General features: G+C 71.4%; 18 protein-coding genes. 16 read left to right on the forward strand and 2 right to left on the reverse strand.

The genetic code is table 11. From position 1 onward, the window contains the following. Positions 1–205 precede the first annotated feature (205 nt). The 14 genes from pyrR to IF54_RS0122680 all read left to right on the forward strand — a co-directional run bounded on the left by pyrR (position 206) and on the right by IF54_RS0122680 (position 16,771). Complete coding sequence (pyrR, locus tag IF54_RS0122615) at positions 206–781, forward strand: bifunctional pyr operon transcriptional regulator/uracil phosphoribosyltransferase PyrR (protein ID WP_030321512.1); 576 nt, start codon at positions 206–208, stop codon at positions 779–781. 81 nt (positions 782–862) lie between these two features. Beyond that, a complete protein-coding gene (locus IF54_RS0122620; protein WP_030321514.1) occupies positions 863–1,840 on the forward strand; it encodes an aspartate carbamoyltransferase catalytic subunit in 978 nt (325 codons plus the stop codon). A gap of 5 nt (positions 1,841–1,845) precedes the next feature. Then, on the forward strand, positions 1,846–3,132 hold the full coding sequence (locus IF54_RS0122625; RefSeq protein WP_030321515.1) for a dihydroorotase: 1,287 nt from the start codon (positions 1,846–1,848) through the stop codon (positions 3,130–3,132). Further along, positions 3,129–3,707, forward strand: a complete 579-nt coding sequence (locus tag IF54_RS0122630; protein ID WP_030321516.1) for a hypothetical protein — start codon at positions 3,129–3,131, stop codon at positions 3,705–3,707. Before IF54_RS0122625 ends, IF54_RS0122630 begins: the two co-directional genes overlap by 4 nt. Next, on the forward strand, positions 3,704–4,858 hold the full coding sequence (gene carA / locus IF54_RS0122635; RefSeq protein ID WP_030321519.1) for a glutamine-hydrolyzing carbamoyl-phosphate synthase small subunit: 1,155 nt from the start codon (positions 3,704–3,706) through the stop codon (positions 4,856–4,858). The genes IF54_RS0122630 and carA overlap by 4 nt, the downstream gene beginning before the upstream one ends. Further along, on the forward strand, positions 4,851–8,159 hold the full coding sequence (carB, locus tag IF54_RS0122640; protein WP_030321524.1) for a carbamoyl-phosphate synthase large subunit: 3,309 nt from the start codon (positions 4,851–4,853) through the stop codon (positions 8,157–8,159). The genes carA and carB overlap by 8 nt, the downstream gene beginning before the upstream one ends. A gap of 70 nt (positions 8,160–8,229) precedes the next feature. Beyond that, the gene (locus tag IF54_RS0122645; RefSeq protein WP_030321526.1) at positions 8,230–9,330 is read left to right on the forward strand and encodes a quinone-dependent dihydroorotate dehydrogenase; all 1,101 of its coding nucleotides are present in this window, start codon (positions 8,230–8,232) and stop codon (positions 9,328–9,330) included. Beyond that, the gene (gene pyrF / locus IF54_RS0122650) at positions 9,327–10,172 is read left to right on the forward strand and encodes an orotidine-5'-phosphate decarboxylase (RefSeq protein WP_030321527.1); all 846 of its coding nucleotides are present in this window, start codon (positions 9,327–9,329) and stop codon (positions 10,170–10,172) included. The genes IF54_RS0122645 and pyrF overlap by 4 nt, the downstream gene beginning before the upstream one ends. Positions 10,173–10,473: 301 nt before the next feature. Further along, positions 10,474–10,797, forward strand: a complete 324-nt coding sequence (locus IF54_RS0122655; RefSeq protein ID WP_003977346.1) for an integration host factor — start codon at positions 10,474–10,476, stop codon at positions 10,795–10,797. A gap of 36 nt (positions 10,798–10,833) precedes the next feature. Further along, entirely contained in the window at positions 10,834–11,391 is a 558-nt protein-coding gene (gmk, locus tag IF54_RS0122660; RefSeq protein WP_030321530.1) for a guanylate kinase, read from the forward strand. A gap of 51 nt (positions 11,392–11,442) precedes the next feature. Continuing rightward, positions 11,443–11,715: a DNA-directed RNA polymerase subunit omega gene (gene rpoZ, locus IF54_RS0122665; protein ID WP_003988945.1), complete on the forward strand. Its 273-nt coding sequence runs from the start codon at positions 11,443–11,445 to the stop codon at positions 11,713–11,715. Positions 11,716–11,814: 99 nt separating this feature from the next. Then, entirely contained in the window at positions 11,815–13,017 is a 1,203-nt protein-coding gene (gene coaBC, locus IF54_RS0122670) for a bifunctional phosphopantothenoylcysteine decarboxylase/phosphopantothenate--cysteine ligase CoaBC (protein ID WP_030321531.1), read from the forward strand. A gap of 240 nt (positions 13,018–13,257) precedes the next feature. Beyond that, positions 13,258–14,466, forward strand: a complete 1,209-nt coding sequence (gene metK / locus IF54_RS0122675; protein WP_030321533.1) for a methionine adenosyltransferase — start codon at positions 13,258–13,260, stop codon at positions 14,464–14,466. A gap of 154 nt (positions 14,467–14,620) precedes the next feature. After that, the gene (locus IF54_RS0122680; protein WP_030321534.1) at positions 14,621–16,771 is read left to right on the forward strand and encodes a primosomal protein N'; all 2,151 of its coding nucleotides are present in this window, start codon (positions 14,621–14,623) and stop codon (positions 16,769–16,771) included. Positions 16,772–16,828: 57 nt separating this feature from the next. Here the strand turns inward: IF54_RS0122680 and IF54_RS0122685 are convergent, their stop codons facing one another. Together IF54_RS0122685 and IF54_RS0122690 are read right to left on the reverse strand one after the other, a co-directional pair. Continuing rightward, positions 16,829–17,236, reverse strand: coding sequence for a hypothetical protein (locus tag IF54_RS0122685; protein ID WP_030321536.1), 408 nt, complete (start codon positions 17,234–17,236; stop codon positions 16,829–16,831). A gap of 122 nt (positions 17,237–17,358) precedes the next feature. Continuing rightward, positions 17,359–17,910: a hypothetical protein gene (locus tag IF54_RS0122690; RefSeq protein ID WP_030321538.1), complete on the reverse strand. Its 552-nt coding sequence runs from the start codon at positions 17,908–17,910 to the stop codon at positions 17,359–17,361. 267 nt (positions 17,911–18,177) lie between these two features. On the opposite strand from IF54_RS0122690, the gene fmt reads away from it, so the two are divergent. Continuing rightward, the gene (gene fmt, locus IF54_RS0122695) at positions 18,178–19,110 is read left to right on the forward strand and encodes a methionyl-tRNA formyltransferase (protein WP_030321539.1); all 933 of its coding nucleotides are present in this window, start codon (positions 18,178–18,180) and stop codon (positions 19,108–19,110) included. Positions 19,111–19,262: 152 nt separating this feature from the next. Further along, positions 19,263–20,699: an RsmB/NOP family class I SAM-dependent RNA methyltransferase gene (locus IF54_RS0122700; protein ID WP_030321542.1), complete on the forward strand. Its 1,437-nt coding sequence runs from the start codon at positions 19,263–19,265 to the stop codon at positions 20,697–20,699.

Here is a 20,699-nt window from a genome sequence, read left to right on the forward strand (position 1 = left end):
GCGTCTGGTAACTCACTGTGAGGTTACGCAGCGTGACGCTCCTGCGTCAAGCCGAATGGTCCACACCGGCTCTTCCGTGGTCGCGGGGGCTGATTGCGCCAAGGGGGTGACGCGAGGCGCCCGAAAGGGCCTGCTACCGTGGATGGCGCAAATCCGACGTCCTTTAAGGTCCGTCCCGTGAGGCGGAGAAGGAGGTCCGTTTCGTATGGACAAGCAGGACACTTCTGATATGGGCGCGTCCGATGCCCGGCCCGTTCTCGAGGGCCCCGACATCGCCCGCGTACTGACCCGCATCGCCCACGAGATCGTCGAACGCGCCAAGGGCGCCGACGACGTGGTGCTCCTCGGCATTCCCACCCGGGGCGTCTTCCTCGCCCAGCGGCTCGCCGCGAAGCTCGAGGAGATCACCGACCGCAAGATCCCGGTCGGTTCGCTCGACATCACCATGTACCGCGACGACCTGCGCCTGCACCCGCCGCGCGCGCTGGCCCGCACCGAGATCCCCGGTGACGGCATCGACGGCCGGCTGGTAGTCCTCGTCGACGACGTGCTCTTCTCCGGCCGCACCATCCGCGCCGCCCTGGACGCCCTGAACGACATCGGGCGGCCCCGCGCGGTGCAGCTCGCGGTCCTCGTCGACAGAGGCCACCGCGAACTGCCCATCCGCGCCGACTACGTCGGCAAGAACCTCCCCACGTCGCTGCGGGAGACGGTCAAGGTCCAGCTCGCCGAGGAGGACGGTCGCGACACCGTGCTGCTCGGCGTGAAGCAGACCCAGTAGCGAGCCCCGGGGCACGCCGTGTGTCGGCATGCCCTCGCTTGCCCGGAATCTCCCTCTGAACTGCCTTACGGAGCCTGACAGATGCAGCGTCATCTCATCTCGGCCGCCGACCTCACCCGCGACGACGCCGTCCTGATCCTCGACACCGCCGAGGAGATGGCCCGGGTCGCCGACCGGCCGATCAAGAAGCTGCCGACCCTGCGCGGCCGCACGATCGTCAACCTCTTCTTCGAGGACTCCACGCGCACGCGTATCTCCTTCGAAGCCGCCGAGAAGCGCCTCTCCGCGGACGTCATCAACTTCACCGCCAAGGGTTCCAGCGTCTCCAAGGGCGAGTCCCTGAAGGACACCGCGCAGACCCTGGAGGCCATGGGCGTCGACGCCGTGGTCATCCGGCACGGTGCCTCCGGGGCGCCGTACCGCCTCGCCACCTCCGGCTGGATCGACGCCGCCGTGATCAACGCGGGCGACGGCACCCACCAGCACCCCACCCAGGCCCTCCTGGACGCGTTCACCATGCGGCGGCGGCTCGTCGGGCGGGACGCCGGGATCGGCCAAGACCTCTCCGGCCGGCGCATCACGATCGTCGGGGACGTCCTGCACAGCCGGGTCGCCCGCTCCAACGTCGACCTGCTGCACACCCTCGGCGCCGAGGTCACGCTCGTCGCCCCGCCCACCCTGGTGCCGGTCGGCGTCGAGACCTGGCCCTGCGAGGTGTCGTACGACCTCGACAGCACCCTCGCCAAGTCCGACGCGGTGATGATGCTGCGCGTCCAGCGCGAGCGCATGAACGCCGCGTTCTTCCCGACCGAGCGGGAGTACTCCCGGCGCTACGGCCTGGACGGCGACCGCATGGCGCGGATGCCCGAGCACGCCATCGTGATGCACCCCGGCCCCATGGTCCGGGGCATGGAGATCACCGCCGAGGTCGCCGACTCGGACCGCTGCACCGTCGTGGAGCAGGTCGCAAACGGAGTCTCCATCCGGATGGCCGTCCTGTACCTCCTTCTGGGCGGCAACGAGCCCGCCGTCAGCCACACCCGTATCGAGGAGAAGTAAGTCACATGAGCAAGATCCTGATCCGTGGTGCGAAGGTCCTCGGCGGCGAGCCGCAGGACGTGCTGATCGACGGGGCCGTCATCGCCGAAGTGGGCTCCGGGCTGTCCGCCGAGGGCGCCGAGGTCGTCGAGGCGGCCGGCAAGGTGCTGCTGCCGGGCCTCGTCGACCTGCACACCCATCTGCGCGAGCCGGGCCGCGAGGACTCCGAGACCGTGCTGACCGGCACCCGGGCGGCCGCGAGCGGCGGCTACACGGCCGTGTTCGCCATGGCCAACACCTTCCCGGTCGCCGACACCGCCGGCGTCGTCGAGCAGGTCTACCGGCTCGGGCAGGAGCACGGCTACTGCGACGTGCAGCCCATCGGTGCCGTGACCGTGGGCCTCGAGGGCAAGAAGCTCGCCGAGCTGGGCGCCATGCACGAGTCGGCCGCCGGGGTCACCGTCTTCTCCGACGACGGCAAGTGCGTCGACGACGCCGTGATCATGCGCCGCGCCCTGGAGTACGTGAAGGCCTTCGGCGGGGTCGTCGCCCAGCACGCGCAGGAGCCGCGGCTGACCGAGGGCGCCCAGATGAACGAGGGCATCGTCTCCGCCGAGCTGGGGCTCGGCGGCTGGCCCGCGGTGGCCGAGGAGTCGATCATCGCCCGTGACGTCCTGCTCGCCGAGCACGTCGGGTCCCGCGTCCACATCTGCCACCTGTCGACCGCCGGGTCCGTCGAGATCGTCCGCTGGGCCAAGTCCCGCGGCATCGACGTCACCGCCGAGGTCACCCCGCACCACCTGCTCCTCACCGACGAGCTGGTGCGGACGTACAACCCGGTGTACAAGGTCAACCCGCCGCTGCGCACCGAGCGGGACGTGCTGGCGCTGCGCGAGGCCCTCGCCGACGGCACGATCGACATCGTCGCCACCGACCACGCCCCGCACCCGCACGAGGACAAGGACTGCGAGTGGGCCGCGGCCGCCATGGGGATGGTCGGCCTGGAGACCGCGTTGTCAGTGGTGCAGGAGACCATGGTGGAGACGGGCCTGCTGGACTGGGCCGGGGTCGCCGCCCGCATGTCCGCCAAGCCCGCCGAGATCGGGCAGGCACAGGGTCACGGCCGTCCCGTCTCGGCAGGTGAGCCCGCCAACCTCACGCTCGTCGACACGGCATACCGTGGGTCGGTGGACCCCGCGGGCTTCGCCTCGCGCAGCCGCAACACCCCGTACGAGGGGCGTGAGCTGCCGGGCCGTGTCACCCACACCTGGCTCCGGGGCAAGGCCACGCTCGTCGACGGGAAGCTCACGTGACACCAGTAACCCTGCTCGCCGCCGGACTCGCCGCCGAGAAGAAGTCCGCCGAGGTCACCGACTGGGCCGCCCGTATCGGCTGGCTCGTCGGCCTCGCCCTGTTCGTCGCGCTCGTCTACTGGCTGATGCGCGAGGGCTGGAAGTGGCGCGGCACCCTCCAGGGCGACCTGCCCGAGCTCCCGACCGCGCCGGACGACCCGGGCCCGGCCAGACTGACCATGAGCGGCCGGTACCACGGCTCCACCACCGCCGGGCAGTGGCTCGACCGGATCGTGGCGCACGGCCTCGGCACCCGCAGCCGGGTCGAGCTCACGCTCACCGACGCGGGACTGGACGTCGTACGCCCCGGCGCGACCGACTTCTTCGTCCCCCGCGCGGCCCTGCGGGAAGCCGTGCTCGGCAAGGGCATCGCCGGCAAGGTCCTCACCGAGGGCGGGCTGCTCCTGGTGACCTGGGCGCACGGCGAACGGCTGATCGACTCAGGGTTCCGGTCCGACCGCGCGGCCGAGCACACCGAGTGGGTCGACGCCATCAACACCATGATCAACAAGACGGAAACGGAAGGCGCACGATGACGACCTCCACCAGGGGAACCGCGAAGGTTCCCGCCGTACTCGTCCTGGAGGACGGCCGGATCTTCCGCGGCCGTGCCTACGGGGCCGTGGGGGAGACCTTCGGCGAGGCCGTGTTCTCCACCGGCATGACCGGCTACCAGGAGACCCTGACCGACCCGTCGTACGACCGCCAGATCGTCGTCGCGACCGCCCCGCAGATCGGCAACACCGGCTGGAACGACGAGGACGACGAGTCCCGCCGCATCTGGGTCTCCGGCTACGTCGTGCGCGACCCCGCGCGCGTGCCGTCCAACTGGCGCGCCAAGCGGTCCCTGGACGACGAGCTGGTCGCGCAGGGCGTCGTCGGGATCTCCGGCATCGACACCCGCGCCCTCACCCGCCACCTGCGCGAGCGCGGCTCCATGCGCTCCGGGATCTTCTCCGGCGAGGCGCTCGCCGCCGACGCCGAGCTCGTCGCGCGCGTGCAGGCCCAGCCGCACATGAAGGGCGCCTCGCTCTACGAGGAGGTCGCCACCAAGGAGACGTACGTCGTCCCCGCGGTCGGTGAGAAGAAGTTCACCGTCGCCGCGATCGACCTCGGCATCAAGGGCATGACCCCGCACCGCATGGCCGAGCGCGGCATCGAGGTGCACGTCCTGCCCGCCACGGCGAGCGTCGAGGACGTCTATGCCGTGAACCCCGACGGCGTGTTCTTCTCCAACGGCCCGGGCGACCCGGCCACCGCCGACGGCCCCGTCGCGCTCATGACCGCGGTCCTGGAGCGCCGGACGCCCCTGTTCGGCATCTGCTTCGGCAACCAGATCCTCGGGCGCGCGCTCGGCTTCGGCACCTACAAGCTGAAGTACGGCCACCGGGGCATCAACCAGCCCGTGCAGGACCGCACCACCGGCAAGGTCGAGGTGACCGCGCACAACCACGGGTTCGCCGTGGACGCGCCGCTCGACAAGGTCAGCGAGACGCCGTTCGGCCGCGCCGAGGTCTCCCACGTCTGCCTGAACGACAACGTCGTGGAGGGCCTCCAGCTGCTCGACCAGCCGGCCTTCTCCGTCCAGTACCACCCCGAGGCGGCGGCCGGCCCGCACGACGCCGCCTACCTGTTCGACCGCTTCACGTCTTTGATGAGCACCGTCATGGAGGGCCAGCGTGCCTAAGCGCACCGATATCCAGTCCGTCCTGGTCATCGGCTCCGGCCCGATCGTCATCGGCCAGGCCGCCGAGTTCGACTACTCCGGCACCCAGGCGTGCCGGGTCCTGAAGGCCGAGGGCCTCAGGGTCATCCTGGTCAACTCCAACCCGGCGACGATCATGACCGACCCGGAGATCGCCGACGCCACCTACGTCGAGCCGATCACCCCGGAGTTCGTCGAGAAGATCATCGCCAAGGAGCGCCCGGACGCTCTGCTGCCCACCCTGGGCGGCCAGACGGCCCTCAACACCGCGATCTCGCTGCATGAGGCCGGCACCCTCGACAAGTACGCCGTGGAGCTGATCGGCGCCAACGTCGAGGCGATCAACAAGGGCGAGGACCGCGACCTCTTCAAGGGCGTCGTCGAGGAGGTCCGCAAGAAGATCGGGCACGGCGAGTCCGCCCGCTCGGTCATCTGCCACTCCATGGACGACGTCCTCGCGGGCGTCGAGACGCTGGGCGGCTACCCGGTCGTCGTCCGCCCCTCCTTCACCATGGGCGGCGCCGGCTCCGGCTTCGCGCACGACGAGGAGGAGCTGCGCCGCATCGCCGGCCAGGGCCTCACCCTCTCGCCGACCACCGAGGTGCTCCTGGAGGAGTCCATCCTCGGCTGGAAGGAGTACGAACTGGAGCTGATGCGCGACAAGCACGACAACGTCGTGGTCGTCTGCTCCATCGAGAACTTCGACCCCATGGGCGTGCACACCGGCGACTCGATCACCGTCGCGCCCGCCATGACGCTCACCGACCGCGAGTACCAGGTGCTGCGCGACGTCGGCATCGCGATCATCCGCGAGGTCGGCGTCGACACCGGCGGCTGCAACATCCAGTTCGCGGTGAACCCCGAGGACGGTCGCGTGATCGTCATCGAGATGAACCCGCGCGTGTCGCGCTCCTCCGCCCTCGCCTCCAAGGCCACCGGCTTCCCGATCGCCAAGATCGCCGCGAAGCTCGCCGTGGGCTACACCCTGGACGAGATCCCGAACGACATCACCGAGCAGACCCCGGCCTCCTTCGAGCCGACCCTCGACTACGTCGTGGTCAAGGCCCCCCGGTTCGCCTTCGAGAAGTTCCCCCAGGCCGACTCCACCCTCACGACCACCATGAAGTCGGTCGGCGAGGCCATGGCCATCGGCCGCAACTTCACCGAGGCCTTCCAGAAGGCGCTGCGCTCGCTGGAGAAAAAGGGCAGCCAGTTCACCTTCGTGGGCGAGCCCGGCGACAAAACCGCGCTCCTGGAGACGTCCGTACGGCCCACCGACGGCCGTATCAACACCGTCATGCAGGCCATCCGCGCGGGCGCCACGCCGCAGGAGGTCTTCGATTACACGAAGATCGACCCCTGGTTCGTCGACCAGCTCTTCCTGATCAAGGAGGTCGCCGACGAGCTGGCCGGGGCCGAGCGCCTGGACGCCGACCTCCTCGCCGAGGCCAAGCGGCACGGCTTCTCCGACCAGCAGATCGCCGAGATCCGGGGCCTGCGCGAGGACGTGGTGCGCGAGGTGCGGCACGCCCTCGGTGTCCGCCCGGTCTACAAGACCGTCGACACCTGCGCCGCCGAGTTCGCCGCGAAGACGCCGTACTTCTACTCCTCCTACGACGAGGAGAGCGAGGTCGCGCCGCGCGAGAAGCCGGCCGTCATCATCCTGGGCTCCGGTCCCAACCGCATCGGCCAGGGCATCGAGTTCGACTACTCCTGTGTGCACGCCTCCTTCGCGCTGTCGGACGCCGGGTACGAGACCGTGATGGTCAACTGCAACCCGGAGACCGTCTCCACCGACTACGACACCTCCGACCGGCTGTACTTCGAGCCGCTCACCCTGGAGGACGTCCTGGAGATCGTCCACGCCGAGCAGCAGGCCGGCCCCGTCGCGGGTGTCATCGTGCAGCTCGGCGGGCAGACCCCGCTGGGCCTGTCGCAGGCGCTCAAGGACAACGGCGTCCCGGTCGTCGGCACCTCGCCCGAGGCGATCCACGCCGCCGAGGACCGCGGCGCCTTCGGCCGGGTCCTCGCCGAGGCGGGCCTGCCGGCCCCCAAGCACGGCACCGCCACCACCTTCACCGGCGCCAAGGCCATCGCGGACGAGATCGGCTACCCGGTCCTCGTGCGGCCCTCCTACGTCCTCGGCGGCCGCGGCATGGAGATCGTCTACGACGAGACCCGCCTGGAGGCCTACATCGCCGAGTCGACCGAGATCAGCCCCTCGCGGCCGGTCCTCGTCGACCGCTTCCTGGACGACGCCATCGAGATCGACGTGGACGCGCTCTACGACGGCCAGGAGCTGTACCTGGGCGGCGTGATGGAGCACATCGAGGAGGCCGGCATCCACTCCGGCGACTCGGCGTGCGCGCTGCCTCCGATCACGCTCGGCGGCCACGACATCAAGCGGCTGCGGGCGTCCACGGAGGCCATCGCCAAGGGCGTCGGGGTCCGCGGACTGATCAACATCCAGTTCGCGATGGCCGGCGACATCCTCTACGTCCTGGAGGCCAACCCGCGCGCGTCCCGCACGGTCCCCTTCACCTCGAAGGCGACCGCGGTGCCGCTCGCCAAGGCCGCCGCGCGGATCTCGCTGGGCGCGACCATCGCCGAGCTGCGCGCCGAGGGGCTGCTCCCGGCCAACGGCGACGGCGGCGAACTCCCGCTCGACGCGCCGATCTCCGTCAAGGAGGCCGTCATGCCGTGGTCGCGGTTCCGCGACATCCACGGCCGCGGCGTCGACACCGTGCTCGGCCCGGAGATGCGCTCCACGGGCGAGGTCATGGGCATCGACTCGGTCTTCGGCACGGCGTACGCCAAGTCGCAGGCCGGTGCCTACGGCCCGCTGCCCACCAAGGGCCGCGCGTTCATCTCGGTCGCCAACCGCGACAAGCGCTCGATGATCTTCCCGGCCCGCGAACTGGTCGCCCACGGCTTCGAGCTGCTCGCCACCTCCGGCACGGCAGAGGTCCTCAAGCGGAACGGCATCAACGCCACGGTGGTGCGCAAGCAGTCCGAGGGCCCCGGCCCCAACGGCGAGAAGACCATCGTCCAGTACATCCACGACGGCGAGGTCGACCTCATCGTCAACACCCCCTACGGCACCGGCGGCCGCCTCGACGGCTACGAGATCCGTACGGCGGCCGTGGCGCGGTCGGTCCCGTGCCTGACGACGGTCCAGGCGCTCGCTGCCGCCGTCCAGGGCATCGACGCCCTCAACCACGGTGACGTGGGCGTCCGCTCGCTCCAGGAACACGCGGAACACCTGACCGCGGCCCGCGACTAGCGGCCCCGAGGGGGACACCGGAAACGGTGTCCCCCTCTTCGTGAGGACACCCATGTCGTCGTGAGGAACCATGTACAAGATCTTCTTCAACCTCGTCTTCCAGCGCATGGACCCGGAGAAGGCCCACCACCTGGCCTTCCGGTGGATCCGCCTCGCCGTCCGGATCCCCGTGCTGCGCACCTTCGTCGCGGCGGCCCTGGCCCCCCGGTACCGGGAGCTGCGCACCGAGGCCTTCGGGCTGCGCATGCACGGCCCCTTCGGACTGGCCGCCGGCTTCGACAAGAACGCGGTCGCCGTCGACGGCATGGCGATGCTCGGCTTCGACCACATCGAGATCGGCACGGTGACCGGGGAGGCGCAGCCCGGCAACCCCAGGAAGCGGCTGTTCCGCCTGGTGCCGGACCGCGCGCTCATCAACCGCATGGGCTTCAACAACGAGGGCTCGCTGGCCGTGGCGGCCCGTCTCGCGTCCCGCGAGCCGGTCTTCAAGACCGTCGTGGGCGTCAACATCGGCAAGACCAAGGTCGTCCCGGAGGCCGAGGCCGTCGGTGACTACGTGAAGTCCGCCGAGCGGCTCGCCCCCTTCGCCGACTACCTCGTGGTGAACGTGTCGTCGCCCAACACGCCCGGGCTGCGCAACCTCCAGGCCGTCGACCACCTGCGTCCGCTCCTGGCCGCCGTCCGTGAGGCCGCGGACCGCATCGTCGCGCACCGCCGGGTCCCGCTCCTGGTCAAGATCGCGCCCGACCTCGCCGACGAGGACGTCGACGCGGTGGCCGACCTCGCCGTCGAGCTCGGGCTGGACGGGATCATCGCCACCAACACGACCATCGCGCGCGAGGGCCTGAGGTCCGAGGCCTCCCTGGTGAAGGAGACGGGCGGGCTCTCCGGGGCGCCCCTCAAGGAGCGTTCCCTGGAGGTCCTCAGGCGCCTGTACGCGCGCGTGGGCGACCGGATCACCCTGGTGGGCGTCGGCGGCGTCGAGAACGCCGAGGACGTCTGGCAGCGCATCCTGGCCGGTGCCACGCTGGTCCAGGGCTACAGCGCGTTCGTCTACGAGGGCCCCTTCTGGAGCCGGGCCATCCACAAGGGGCTCGCCGCGCGCCTGCGCACGAGCCCCCACGCCACCCTCGCCGACGCGGTCGGCGCCGACGTGAGGAAGACGGCATGACCTCGTACGAGCCCTTCGGCGCCCGCCTGCGCCACGCCATGGACGAGCGCGGCCCGCTGTGCGTCGGAATCGACCCGCACGCCTCGCTGCTCGGTGAGTGGGGCCTGAACGACGACGTGGCCGGCCTGGAGCGGTTCAGCCGCACCGTCGTCGAGGCGCTGTCCGACCGGGTCGCCGTGTTCAAGCCGCAGAGCGCGTTCTTCGAGCGCTTCGGCTCGCGCGGTGTCGCCGTCCTGGAGCAGACGGTCCAGGAGGCGCGGGCGGCCGGGGCGCTGGTCCTCATGGACGCCAAGCGCGGCGACATCGGCTCCACCATGGCCGCGTACGCCGAGGCCTTCCTGCACAAGGACTCGCCCCTGTTCTCGGACGCGCTGACCGTGTCGCCGTACCTCGGCTACGGCTCGCTCGCGCCGGCGGTCGCGCTGGCGCGGGAGAGCGGCGCGGGCCTGTTCGTGCTCGCGCTCACCTCCAACCCGGAGGGCGGCGAGGTCCAGCACGCGGTCCGCGCGGACGGCCGTGACGTCGGCGCGACCATGCTGGCCCACCTGGCCGCCGAGAACACCGGGGAGCAGCCTCTCGGGTCCTTCGGCGCGGTCGTGGGGGCCACCCTCGGCGATCTGTCGTCCTACGACCTGGACATCAACGGCCCGCTCCTCGCGCCCGGTGTCGGCGCCCAGGGAGCCACCCCGGCCGATCTGCCCCGGGTCTTCGGCAGGGCGATCCGCAATGTCGTCCCGAACGTCAGCCGGGGAGTGCTGCGGCACGGTCCGGACGCCGGGGCGCTGCGCGCGTCCGCCGAGCGGTTCGCGGACGAGGTCCGTGCGGCGCTGCCGACCGGCTGAGAAGGTTCGATTTTCTCGTTCGAGTCCCCGGCAAGGGGTTCGACAGCCGGTTCGACGAGTGGTCACAGGCCTGCTTGAGCCTGAATACATCCTCAAATCCGGGGCAGTATGTCAGGAATGTCCGTCCTGACGGAGGCTGACCAGGACTTTTCCGCAGTTCTCGCTGACTCTGGCGGAGTTGGCCGCTAGTCTCCGAGCAGAGTCAACGGGCAAGTGTGTTGCTCGTGGCTCACCAGGTGTGGGGCGACTAGGTTCCTCACCGGTCCGTATCCGACAGTTCGACATCCGAGGTGACGTAGGCGTGGCTCTTCCGCCCCTTACCCCTGAACAGCGCGCAGCCGCGCTCGAAAAGGCCGCCGCGGCTCGCCGGGAGCGGGCCGAGGTCAAGAATCGACTCAAGCACTCCGGCGCCTCCCTGCACGAGGTCATCAAGCAGGGCCAGGAGAACGACGTCATCGGCAAGATGAAGGTCTCCGCCCTGCTCGAGTCCCTGCCGGGCGTGGGCAAGGTCCGCGCCAAGCAGATCATGGAGCGTCTGGGCATCTCCGAGAGCCGTCGTGTACGCGGCCTCGGTTCCAACCAGATCGCTTCGCTGGAGCGTGAGTTCGGCAGCACCGGTTCCTGAGCCCGGGCACCCCGGGTTTGCTGGAATAATCGCTGTATGAGTGAACGTCCGCGGCTGACCGTGCTCTCCGGCCCCTCAGGGGTCGGCAAGAGCACGGTCGTCGCCCATATGCGCAAGGAACACCCCGAGGTCTGGCTCTCGGTGTCGGCGACGACCCGCAAGCCCCGCCCCGGCGAGAAGCACGGTGTCCAGTACTTCTTCGTCACCGACGAGGAGATGGACAAGCTGATCGCCAACGGTGAGCTGCTGGAGTGGGCCGAGTTCGCCGGCAATCGCTACGGCACGCCGCGTGCGGCCGTGCTGGAGCGGCTGGAGGCCGGTGAGCCCGTCCTGCTGGAGATCGACCTCCAGGGTGCCCGGCAGGTCCGTGAGTCCATGACGGACGCCCAGCTGGTGTTCCTGGCTCCTCCCTCCTGGGAGGAGCTGGTGCGCAGACTCACCGGACGGGGCACGGAGCCGCCCGAGGTGATCGCTCGCCGCCTGGAGGCGGCGAAGGTCGAACTGGCGGCCGAAACCGAGTTCGATGTGACCTTGGTCAACACCTCCGTCGAGGACGTGGCGCGCGAGCTGCTAGCCTTGATGGATGTCCTGTGATCGTCAGCGGTCACTGACACTGATTCTTTCCCATCCATCGGAAGGTAGAGCGTGTCCTCTTCCATCTCCGCGCCCGAGGGCATCATCAACCCGCCGATCGACGAGCTCCTCGAGGCCACCGACTCGAAGTACAGCCTCGTGATCTACGCGGCCAAGCGGGCCCGCCAGATCAACGCGTACTACTCGCAGCTCGGCGAGGGCCTTCTCGAGTACGTCGGTCCGCTGGTGGACACCCACGTCCACGAGAAGCCGCTCTCGATCGCCCTCCGCGAGATCAACGCGGGTCTGCTGACGTCCGAGGCCGTCGAGGGCCCGGCGCAGTAGTACGTTCAGATTGCAGTTGGCTTTTCCACAGGCCCGGCAGCGCGACTGTCGGGCCTGTGGTGTGTCATGGAGTCGTTGCTTCGACGAAGGGGAGACCTGGTGGACAAGCCGAAGGTCGTGCTGGGCGTCAGCGGTGGCATCGCCGCCTACAAGGCCTGTGAACTGCTGCGCAGGCTGACCGAGTCCGGGCACGAGGTCCGCGTCGTCCCCACCGCCTCCGCGCTGCACTTCGTCGGCGCAGCCACCTGGTCCGCCCTCTCCGGCAACCCGGTCTCCACGGAGGTCTGGGACGACGTCCACGAGGTCCCGCACGTCCGTATCGGACAGCACGCCGACCTCGTGGTCGTGGCCCCGGCCACCGCCGACATGCTCGCCAAGGCCGCGCACGGCCTCGCCGACGACCTGCTCACCAACACCCTCCTCACCGCCCGCTGCCCGGTCGTCTTCGCCCCCGCGATGCACACCGAGATGTGGGAACACCCGGCCACGCAGGAGAACGTGGCGACCCTGCGGCGGCGCGGCGCGATCGTGATCGAACCCGCCGTCGGCCGGCTGACCGGCGTCGACACCGGCAAGGGCCGGCTGCCGGAGCCGTCCGAGATCTTCGAGGTGTGCCGCCGTGTGCTCGCCAGAGGGGTGCGGGAGCCCGACCTCGCCGGCCGGCATGTCGTCGTCAGCGCGGGCGGCACCCGCGAGCCCCTCGACCCGGTCCGCTTCCTCGGCAACCGTTCCTCCGGCAAGCAGGGCTACGCCCTCGCCCGCACCGCCGCCGCGCGCGGCGCCCGGGTCACGCTCGTCGAGGCGAACACCGGCCTGCCCGACCCGGCCGGCGTGGACATCGTCCGGGTCGGGACGGCCGTACAGCTGCGTGAGGCGGTCCTCAAGGCGGCGGCCGACGCCGACGCGGTCGTCATGGCGGCCGCGGTCGCGGACTTCCGGCCGCGGGACTACGCCACCGGAAAGATCAAGAAGAAGGACGGCCAGGACCCCGAGCCCGTCGTCCTGGTGCGGAATCCGGACATTCTCGCCGAGATCTCCGCCGAGCGCGCCCGCCCCGGTCAGGTCGTCGTCGGCTTCGCCGCCGAGACCGATGACGTGCTGGCCAACGGCCGCACGAAGCTGGAGCGCAAGGGCTGCGACCTCCTCGTCGTCAACGAGGTGGGCGAGCGCAAGACCTTCGGGTCCGAGGAGAACGAGGCCGTGGTGCTCGGTGCCGACGGCAGCGAGACCCCGGTCCCGTACGGACCGAAGGAGTTCCTGGCCGAAACCGTCTGGGACCTGGTGGCGGCGCGCCTCTCCTGAGTGTTTCCTTCGCTTCTCGGCCCCTTCACACCTCTGCCACGGAGGTGTGGCGCCCCTGGCCAAGCCCGCTCGGAATTGGGCACAATGCGCGTGCCGCAGGTCACAGCCCTCCCGAGAGGCGAGACAGGGAGGCCGATGGCCGAGCACGACCGATAAGCTGTTCTCGGACGACGCCGGGCGCAGCCCCCGAGCCCGTCCGACAATGATCAGACAGCAGCCGCTGCAACCCCAGGGAGCGTTGTGTCCCGTCGCCTGTTCACCTCGGAGTCCGTGACCGAGGGCCACCCCGACAAGATCGCTGACCAGATCAGTGACACCATCCTCGACGCGCTGCTCAAGGAGGACCCGACGTCCCGGGTCGCCGTCGAGACGCTGATCACCACCGGTCTGGTGCACGTGGCCGGTGAGGTCACCACCAAGACCTACGCGCCCATCGCCCAGCTGGTGCGCGAGAAGATCCTGGAGATCGGTTACGACTCCTCCAAGAAGGGCTTCGACGGCGCCTCCTGCGGTGTATCGGTGTCGATCGGCGCGCAGTCGCCGGACATCGCGCAGGGCGTCGACACGGCGTACGAGAACCGTGTCGAGGGCGACGAGGACGAGCTGGACCGCCAGGGTGCGGGCGACCAGGGTCTGATGTTCGGCTACGCGACGGATGAGACCCCGACCCTGATGCCGCTGCCGATCTTCCTGGCGCACCGGCTGGCCAAGCGCCTGTCCGAGGTCCGCAAGAACGGCACCATCCCCTACCTGCGTCCCGACGGCAAGACCCAGGTCACCATCGAGTACGACGGTGACAAGGCGGTCCGTCTGGACACCGTCGTGGTCTCCTCGCAGCACGCCTCCGACATCGACCTGGAGTCGCTGCTCGCGCCCGACATCCGCGAGTTCGTCGTGGAGCCGGAGCTCAAGGCGCTCCTGGACGAGGGCATCAAGCTGGACACGGACAGCTACCGTCTCCTGGTCAACCCGACCGGTCGCTTCGAGATCGGCGGCCCGATGGGTGACGCCGGTCTGACCGGCCGCAAGATCATCATCGACACGTACGGCGGCTACGCCCGCCACGGCGGCGGTGCCTTCTCGGGCAAGGACCCGTCCAAGGTGGACCGTTCGGCCGCGTACGCGATGCGCTGGGTCGCCAAGAACGTCGTTGCCGCCGGTCTGGCCTCGCGCTGCGAGGTCCAGGTGGCGTACGCGATCGGCAAGGCCGAGCCCGTCGGTCTGTTCGTGGAGACCTTCGGCACCGCGAAGGTCGACACCGACCGGATCGAGAAGGCGATCGACGAGGTGTTCGACCTGCGTCCGGCCGCGATCATCCGCGACCTCGACCTGCTGCGCCCGATCTACTCCCTGACGGCGGCGTACGGCCACTTCGGCCGCGAGCTGCCCGAGTTCACGTGGGAGAAGACGGACCGCGTGGAGGCGCTGCGCAAGGCCGCGGGGCTGTAGTACCGCAGAGCCCTTCGGTTGACGCGAGGCCCGGTGCCCCTTCGGGGGTGCCGGGCCTCGGCGTTTCACGGGCACGGTTCGCGCGGCAACGGGGCGGCGGGAACCGGGCTTCCGGCTGCGGCGGTTGTCAGTGGGGGCTGGTAAGAATGTCCGGGTGAGCAGCGAGAACGGGGTGACGGGCGAGGGGGCGGAGGGGGCGCCCCCCGAGCAGCTTGCGTTCATTCGGGAGAGTGTGCGGAAGGCCAAGGTGCCGCGGGCCAAGCCGCGGACCTGGCGGGGGGCCGCGCTCGCCAAGGAGCTGCCCGTCGCGCGGGTTCTCGTCGACAAGGGCGTGCTGCATCTCGACCGGTACTTCGACTACGCGGTGCCCGAGGAGCTCGACGCGGACGCGCAACCGGGGGTGCGGGTCCGGGTGCGGTTCGGGGCCGGGCGCGGACGGGTCAGGGACGGGCGGCGGGAGGGCGGCGGCCTGATCGACGGGTTTCTGATCGAGCGGCTCGCCGAGTCGGACTACTCCGGGCCCCTGGCCGCGCTCGCCCAGGTCGTGTCTCCGGAGCGGGTGCTCAGCGAGGAGCTGCTGGGGCTCGCCCGGGCCGTCGCCGACCGGTATGCGGGCAGCCTCGCCGATGTGCTCCAGCTCGCCGTGCCGCCGCGCAGTGCCCGGGCCGAACAGCGGTCCTCGCCCGCGCCCCTGCCACCCCCCGAGGCGCCCGAGGCGGGGTCCTGGGGGCGTTACGAGCGCGGGAGCGCGTTCCTGGAGTCGCTGGCCTCGGGAGGCACTCCCCGGGCGGTCTGGAACGCCCTGCCGGGGCCCGAGTGGAGCGAGGAGCTGGCGCGGGCCGTCGCCGCGACCCTGTCCTCCGGACGGGGGGCCCTGGTCGTCGTACCGGACGGCCGGGCCGTCGCGCGGGTCGACGCCGCGCTGACCTCGGTGCTGGGGGAGGGGCGGCACGCCGTCCTGACCGCCGACGCCGGGCCGGAGAAGCGGTACCGCGAGTGGCTGGCCGTACGGCGGGGGGCGGTGCGTGCGGTGGTCGGGACGCGGGCCGCCATGTTCGCGCCCGTGCAGGACCTGGGGCTCGTCGCCCTGTGGGACGACGGCGACGACAGCCACAGTGAGCCGCATGCCCCGCAGCCGCATGCGCGCGAAGTGCTGTTGTTGCGGGCCGCGCTGGACAAGTGCGCTTTCCTGCTCGGGAGTTGGAGCTGCACGGTGGAGGCCGCACAGCTGGTCGAGACCGGGTGGGCAGGGCCGCTCGTCGCCTCGCGGGAGCAGGTGCGGGCCGTCGCTCCGCTGGTGCGGACCGTCGGGGACCAGGATCTCGCGCGGGACGAGGCGGCGCGGGCGGCCCGTCTGCCGACGCTCGCCTGGCAGGCCGTCAGGGAAGGGCTGCGGCACGGGCCGGTGCTCGTGCAGGTGCCCCGTCGGGGGTATGTGCCGCGGATGGCGTGCGGCAACTGCCGTGCGCCGGCGCGGTGTCGGCACTGCTCCGGCCCCTTGGAGGGGCAGGAGTCCGGGGCGGCGCTGAAGTGCGGGTGGTGCGGGCGCGAGGAGGCGGCCTGGCACTGTCCGGAGTGCGGGGGGTTCCGGCTGCGGGCCCAGGTGGTGGGGGCTCGGCGCACCGCGGAGGAGCTGGGGCGGGCGTTCCCCGCTGTTCCGGTGCGCACGTCGGGGCGTGAGCATGTGCTCGACACCGTGCCGGGGGCGCCGGCCCTGGTGGTGAGTACGCCGGGGGCGGAGCCGGTCGCCGAGGGCGGGTATGCGGCGGCGCTGCTCCTCGACGGGTGGGCCATGCTCGGGCGGCCGGATCTGCGGGCCGGGGAGGACGCGCTGCGGCGGTGGATCGCGGCGGCTGCGCTGGTGCGGGGGCAGGGGGCCGGGGGGACGGTGGTGGTCGTCGCCGAGCCGACATTGCGGCCGGTGCAGGCGTTGGTGCGGTGGGATCCCGTGGGCCATGCGGTCCGGGAGCTGGGAGAGCGGGCGGAGCTGGGGTTTCCGCCGGTGTCCCGGATGGCCGCGGTGTCGGGGACGGGGGAGGCGCTGGCCGGGTTCCTGTCGGCGGTGGAGCTGCCTGCCGAGGCCGAGGTGCTGGGACCGGTGCCGTTGCCGGTGACGGCGGGCGCGGGGCCTCGGAGGGTGGGGGCACCGCCGGTGGGAGAACGGTGGGAGCGGGTGCTGGTGCGGGTGCCGCCCGGGCGGGGCGCCGCGTTGGCTTCCGCGCTGAAGGCCGCCCAGGCCGCGCGGATGGCCGCGCGGGGGGAAGGGGTGGTGTGGGTGCGGGTGGATCCGCCTGACATCGGGTGACATGGGTGACGGTCGTGTGCTGGAGCGCGGGTGGCGTTCGGCCGGTGATGTGCCGACTCAGGAAGACGCCAGAGCGTGGACCAGCAGCAACACCATGCTGAGGACCAGGGCCACGACGACCAGGCAGCCGAGACGGAACGCGAACAGGCTCCCCTTCTCGACCAGCCGACCGGCAGGAGTGTCGAGGCGCCAGGTCGACGGGATCTCGACGCCGCCCTCGGCGATGGTCGACGCGGCTCGCCGGGCATCCCCCGGGTGATAGTGGTGAAAGGTGGGTGCGGCTCCGTAGGTGCCCCGGCTCTCCCCGCCGAACTCGCGACTGCGGACGTCTGCGAGAGCGGCGACGCTCGGCAGCCAGTGCTTACGCACCTGCCACAGCTCGGAGACCTCGTCACTGTGCAGCCAGGGCTCCTCGTCTTCCTCGCGGTTCGACTCAGGTGCTCCCGGATCCGGCGTTCGCGACATGGTCCCCCACCCTCATATGCGGCCCTCAGTACACACCTCGGCCGTGCTGGTCGCCAGAGCGCCTGCGGCACGTACGTCTGCCCTCCCCGCAGAGGGAAGGGCAGAAGAGGGGACGGGCTGGGTCAGCCGTTGCGGGGGCTGGGGAAGGCGGTGGGCCTTGCGTCCTCGCGGAGGGCGGGGCTGCCCGCGGTGGGCTGGGTCGGCATGGAGCGGGCCGCGGGAACCGTGGGGACCGACGGGACCGCGGGGATGCCGGTGTTGACGCTGACCGTGCGGGTTCCCGTCGGCTCCGGGGTGCGCTCGGTGTCGGCCGGGGTCTGGGCCGCGGCCCTGCGGGCGCCGTAACGGCGGTGGACCGCCTGCTTGGTGACCCCGAGAGCGGAACCCACCGCGTCCCACGAGAAGCCGAGCGAGCGGTCGAAGTCGACCGCGGCCGTCACCAGGGTCTCGACGCTGTCCCGCAGCTCCTGCGCGAGACGGACCGTGGGGGCGGGCGCGCGTCCGTAGACGACGAAGCCCGTGGAGGGGCCGGAGCGGCGCGGGCGGTAGACGTTGCCCAGCTGGGCGGTCAGCGTGCGCAGTGCGTCCACCTGCCGGCGGACCCGCTCGATGTCCCGCACCAGCAAGTGCAGGCTGGCCCGAGCCTGGGCGTCGTGGGTTGCGTGGTCGGCCATGAACAAGCCTCTCGAACCGGCGTTGAAAAGGACGGGGCCGCGATCGCGGCCCGTTGTGGTCAACTCTTTCTTGACCAACGCGTCTACGCTCCGCTGGTCACGCAGTGGGGGCGTACCGGCATATGCGTGCGCCGGGGGCGGGGAGTGCGCGCCTTGGCCAAGGGTGCGGGGCGCTGCCGCGGGGGTTCCTCGCGGGCCCCGGGGGCGGGGCGCCATAGACTTGTGCGTCGCCCGTCGTCACCCTCGTCCGAGAGGTCCCGCCCACCCATGAAGCTCGTCTTCGCCGGTACTCCCGAGGTCGCCGTTCCCGCTCTGGACGCTCTCATCGCCTCCGGGCGGCACGAGGTCGCCGCCGTCGTCACGCGGCCTGACGCGCCGGCCGGACGGGGGCGCAGGCTGGTCGCGAGCCCCGTCGCGGAGCGGGCCGAGGAGGCGGGGATCGAGGTCCTGAAGCCGGTCAGGCCGCGGGACCCCGAGTTCCTCGAGCGACTGCGGGAGATCGCCCCCGACTGCTGCCCCGTTGTCGCCTACGGCGCCCTGCTGCCCCGGGTCGCCCTCGACATCCCCGCCCACGGCTGGGTCAACCTGCACTTCTCGCTGCTGCCCGCCTGGCGCGGTGCCGCTCCCGTGCAGCACTCGATCATGGCGGGGGACGAGATCACGGGGGCCTCGACCTTCCTCATCGAGGAGGGGCTGGACTCCGGGCCCGTCTACGGCACCGTCACCGAGGAGATCCGGCACACCGACACCAGCGGTGACCTGCTGACCCGGCTCGCCTTCGCCGGGGCCGGGCTGCTCGAGGCGACCATGGACGGGATCGCGGACGGCACGCTGAAGGCCGTACCGCAGCCGTCCGAGGGGATCACCGTCGCCCCGAAGATCACCGTCGAAAACGCCCGGGTGGACTGGTCCGCGCCGGCGCTGCGGGTGGACCGGGTCGTGCGCGGGTGCCACCCCGCGCCCGGGGCGTGGACGACGTTCCGCGGCGAGCGGCTCAAGCTGATCCAGGTCCGTCCGGCCGCCGACCGGACCGATCTCGCACCCGGCGCGCTCGCCGTCGGCAAGAACAGTGTCCACGTCGGTACGGGGTCGTACGGCGTCGAGCTGCTCTGGGTGCAGGCGCAGGGGAAGAAGCCGATGAAGGCCGCGGACTGGGCGCGGGGGGTCAGGATCGCGGACGGGGAGAACGTCGGCGGGTGACGCGGGGAGTGACGGCGGGTCGGTGACGCCGAGCGCCGTATGAGGAAACCGCCAGGGCCTCGTACGGTGAGGCGCCCCTCGGAGGGCGGCCCGGCCCCCGGCGGACGTACCCTTGGGGCGTATCCAGCCCATACCCCCGGAGCACCTTTTTCGTGAGCGAGCAGCCCAGTCGGCCCTCAAAGAACGGCAAGCCCGGCAAGACCGGCAAGCCCTACCGTCGGCCCCAGAAGGACCCCGTCCGTTTCCTTGCCTTCGAGGCGCTGCGGGCCGTGGACGAGCGGGACGCGTACGCCAACCTCGTCCTGCCGCCGCTGCTGCGCAAGGCACGGGAGAAGGGCGGCTTCGAGGGGCGGGACGCGGCGCTCGCCACCGAGCTCGTCTACGGGACACTGCGCCGGCAGGGGACGTACGACGCGATCATCGCCGAATGCGTCGACCGGCCGCTCCGCGAGGTCGACCCGCCGGTGCTCGACGTGCTGAGCCTCGGCGCGCACCAGCTGCTCGGGACACGCATCCCGACGCACGCAGCCGTGTCCGCCACCGTCGAGCTCGCCCGGGTCGTGCTCGGGGACGGACGGGCCAAGTTCGTCAACGCCGTGCTGCGCAAGGTCGCCCAGGACGATCTCGACGGGTGGCTCGCCAAGGTCGCTCCGCCCTACGACGACGACCCCGAGGACCACCTCGCCGTCGTGCACTCCCACCCCCGCTGGGTCGTCTCCGCGCTGTGGGACTCCCTCGGCGGCGGACGGGCCGGCATCGAGCGGTTGCTGGCGGCCGACAACGAGCGGCCCGAGGTCACGCTGGTCGCCCGGCCGGGCCGGTCCGGCACCGAGGAACTGCTGCGCGAGGAGGCCGCCGTCCCCGGACGCTGGTCGCCGTACGCCGTACGGCTGGCCGAGGGCGGTGAGCCCGGTGCCGTGGACGCCGTACGCGAAGGCCGGGCCGGGGTGCAGGACGAGGGGAGTCAGCTCGTCGCGCTGGCCCTCGCGAACGCGCCTGTGGAGGGCCGGGACGAGAAGTGGCTCGACGGCTGTGCGGGGCCGGGGGGCAAAGCCGCGCTGCTCGCCGCGCTGGCCGCCGAGCGGGGAGCCGTGCTGCTCGCCTCCGAGAAGCAGCCCCACCGGGCCGGGCTCGTCGCCAAGGCGCTCCACGGGAACCCGGGGCCGTACCAGGTCATCGCCGCGGACGGGACCCGGCCGCCCTGGCGGCCCGGCACCTTCGACCGGGTGCTGATGGACGTGCCGTGCACCGGGCTCGGGGCGCTGCGGCGGCGCCCGGAGGCGCGGTGGCGGCGCCGGCCCGAGGACCTGGAGGGGTTCGGGCCGTTGCAGCGGGAGTTGCTGAGCACCGCGCTCGACTCGGTGCGGGTGGGCGGGGTCGTCGGGTATGCCACGTGCTCGCCTCATCTCGCGGAGACGCGGGCGGTCGTGGAGGACGTGCTCAAGCAGTGGCCGTCCACTGAACTGGTCGACGCGCGACCGCTGTTCCCGGGCGTACCGGAGCTCGGCGAGGGGCCGGACGTCCAGTTGTGGCCGCATGTGCACGGCACCGATGCGATGTACATGGCGGTCATTCGCAGGACGGGGTGA

Origin of the sequence: Streptomyces sp. NRRL B-3229 (genome assembly GCF_000719505.1) — a bacterium.
GTDB lineage: Bacteria > Actinomycetota > Actinomycetes > Streptomycetales > Streptomycetaceae > Streptomyces > Streptomyces griseorubiginosus.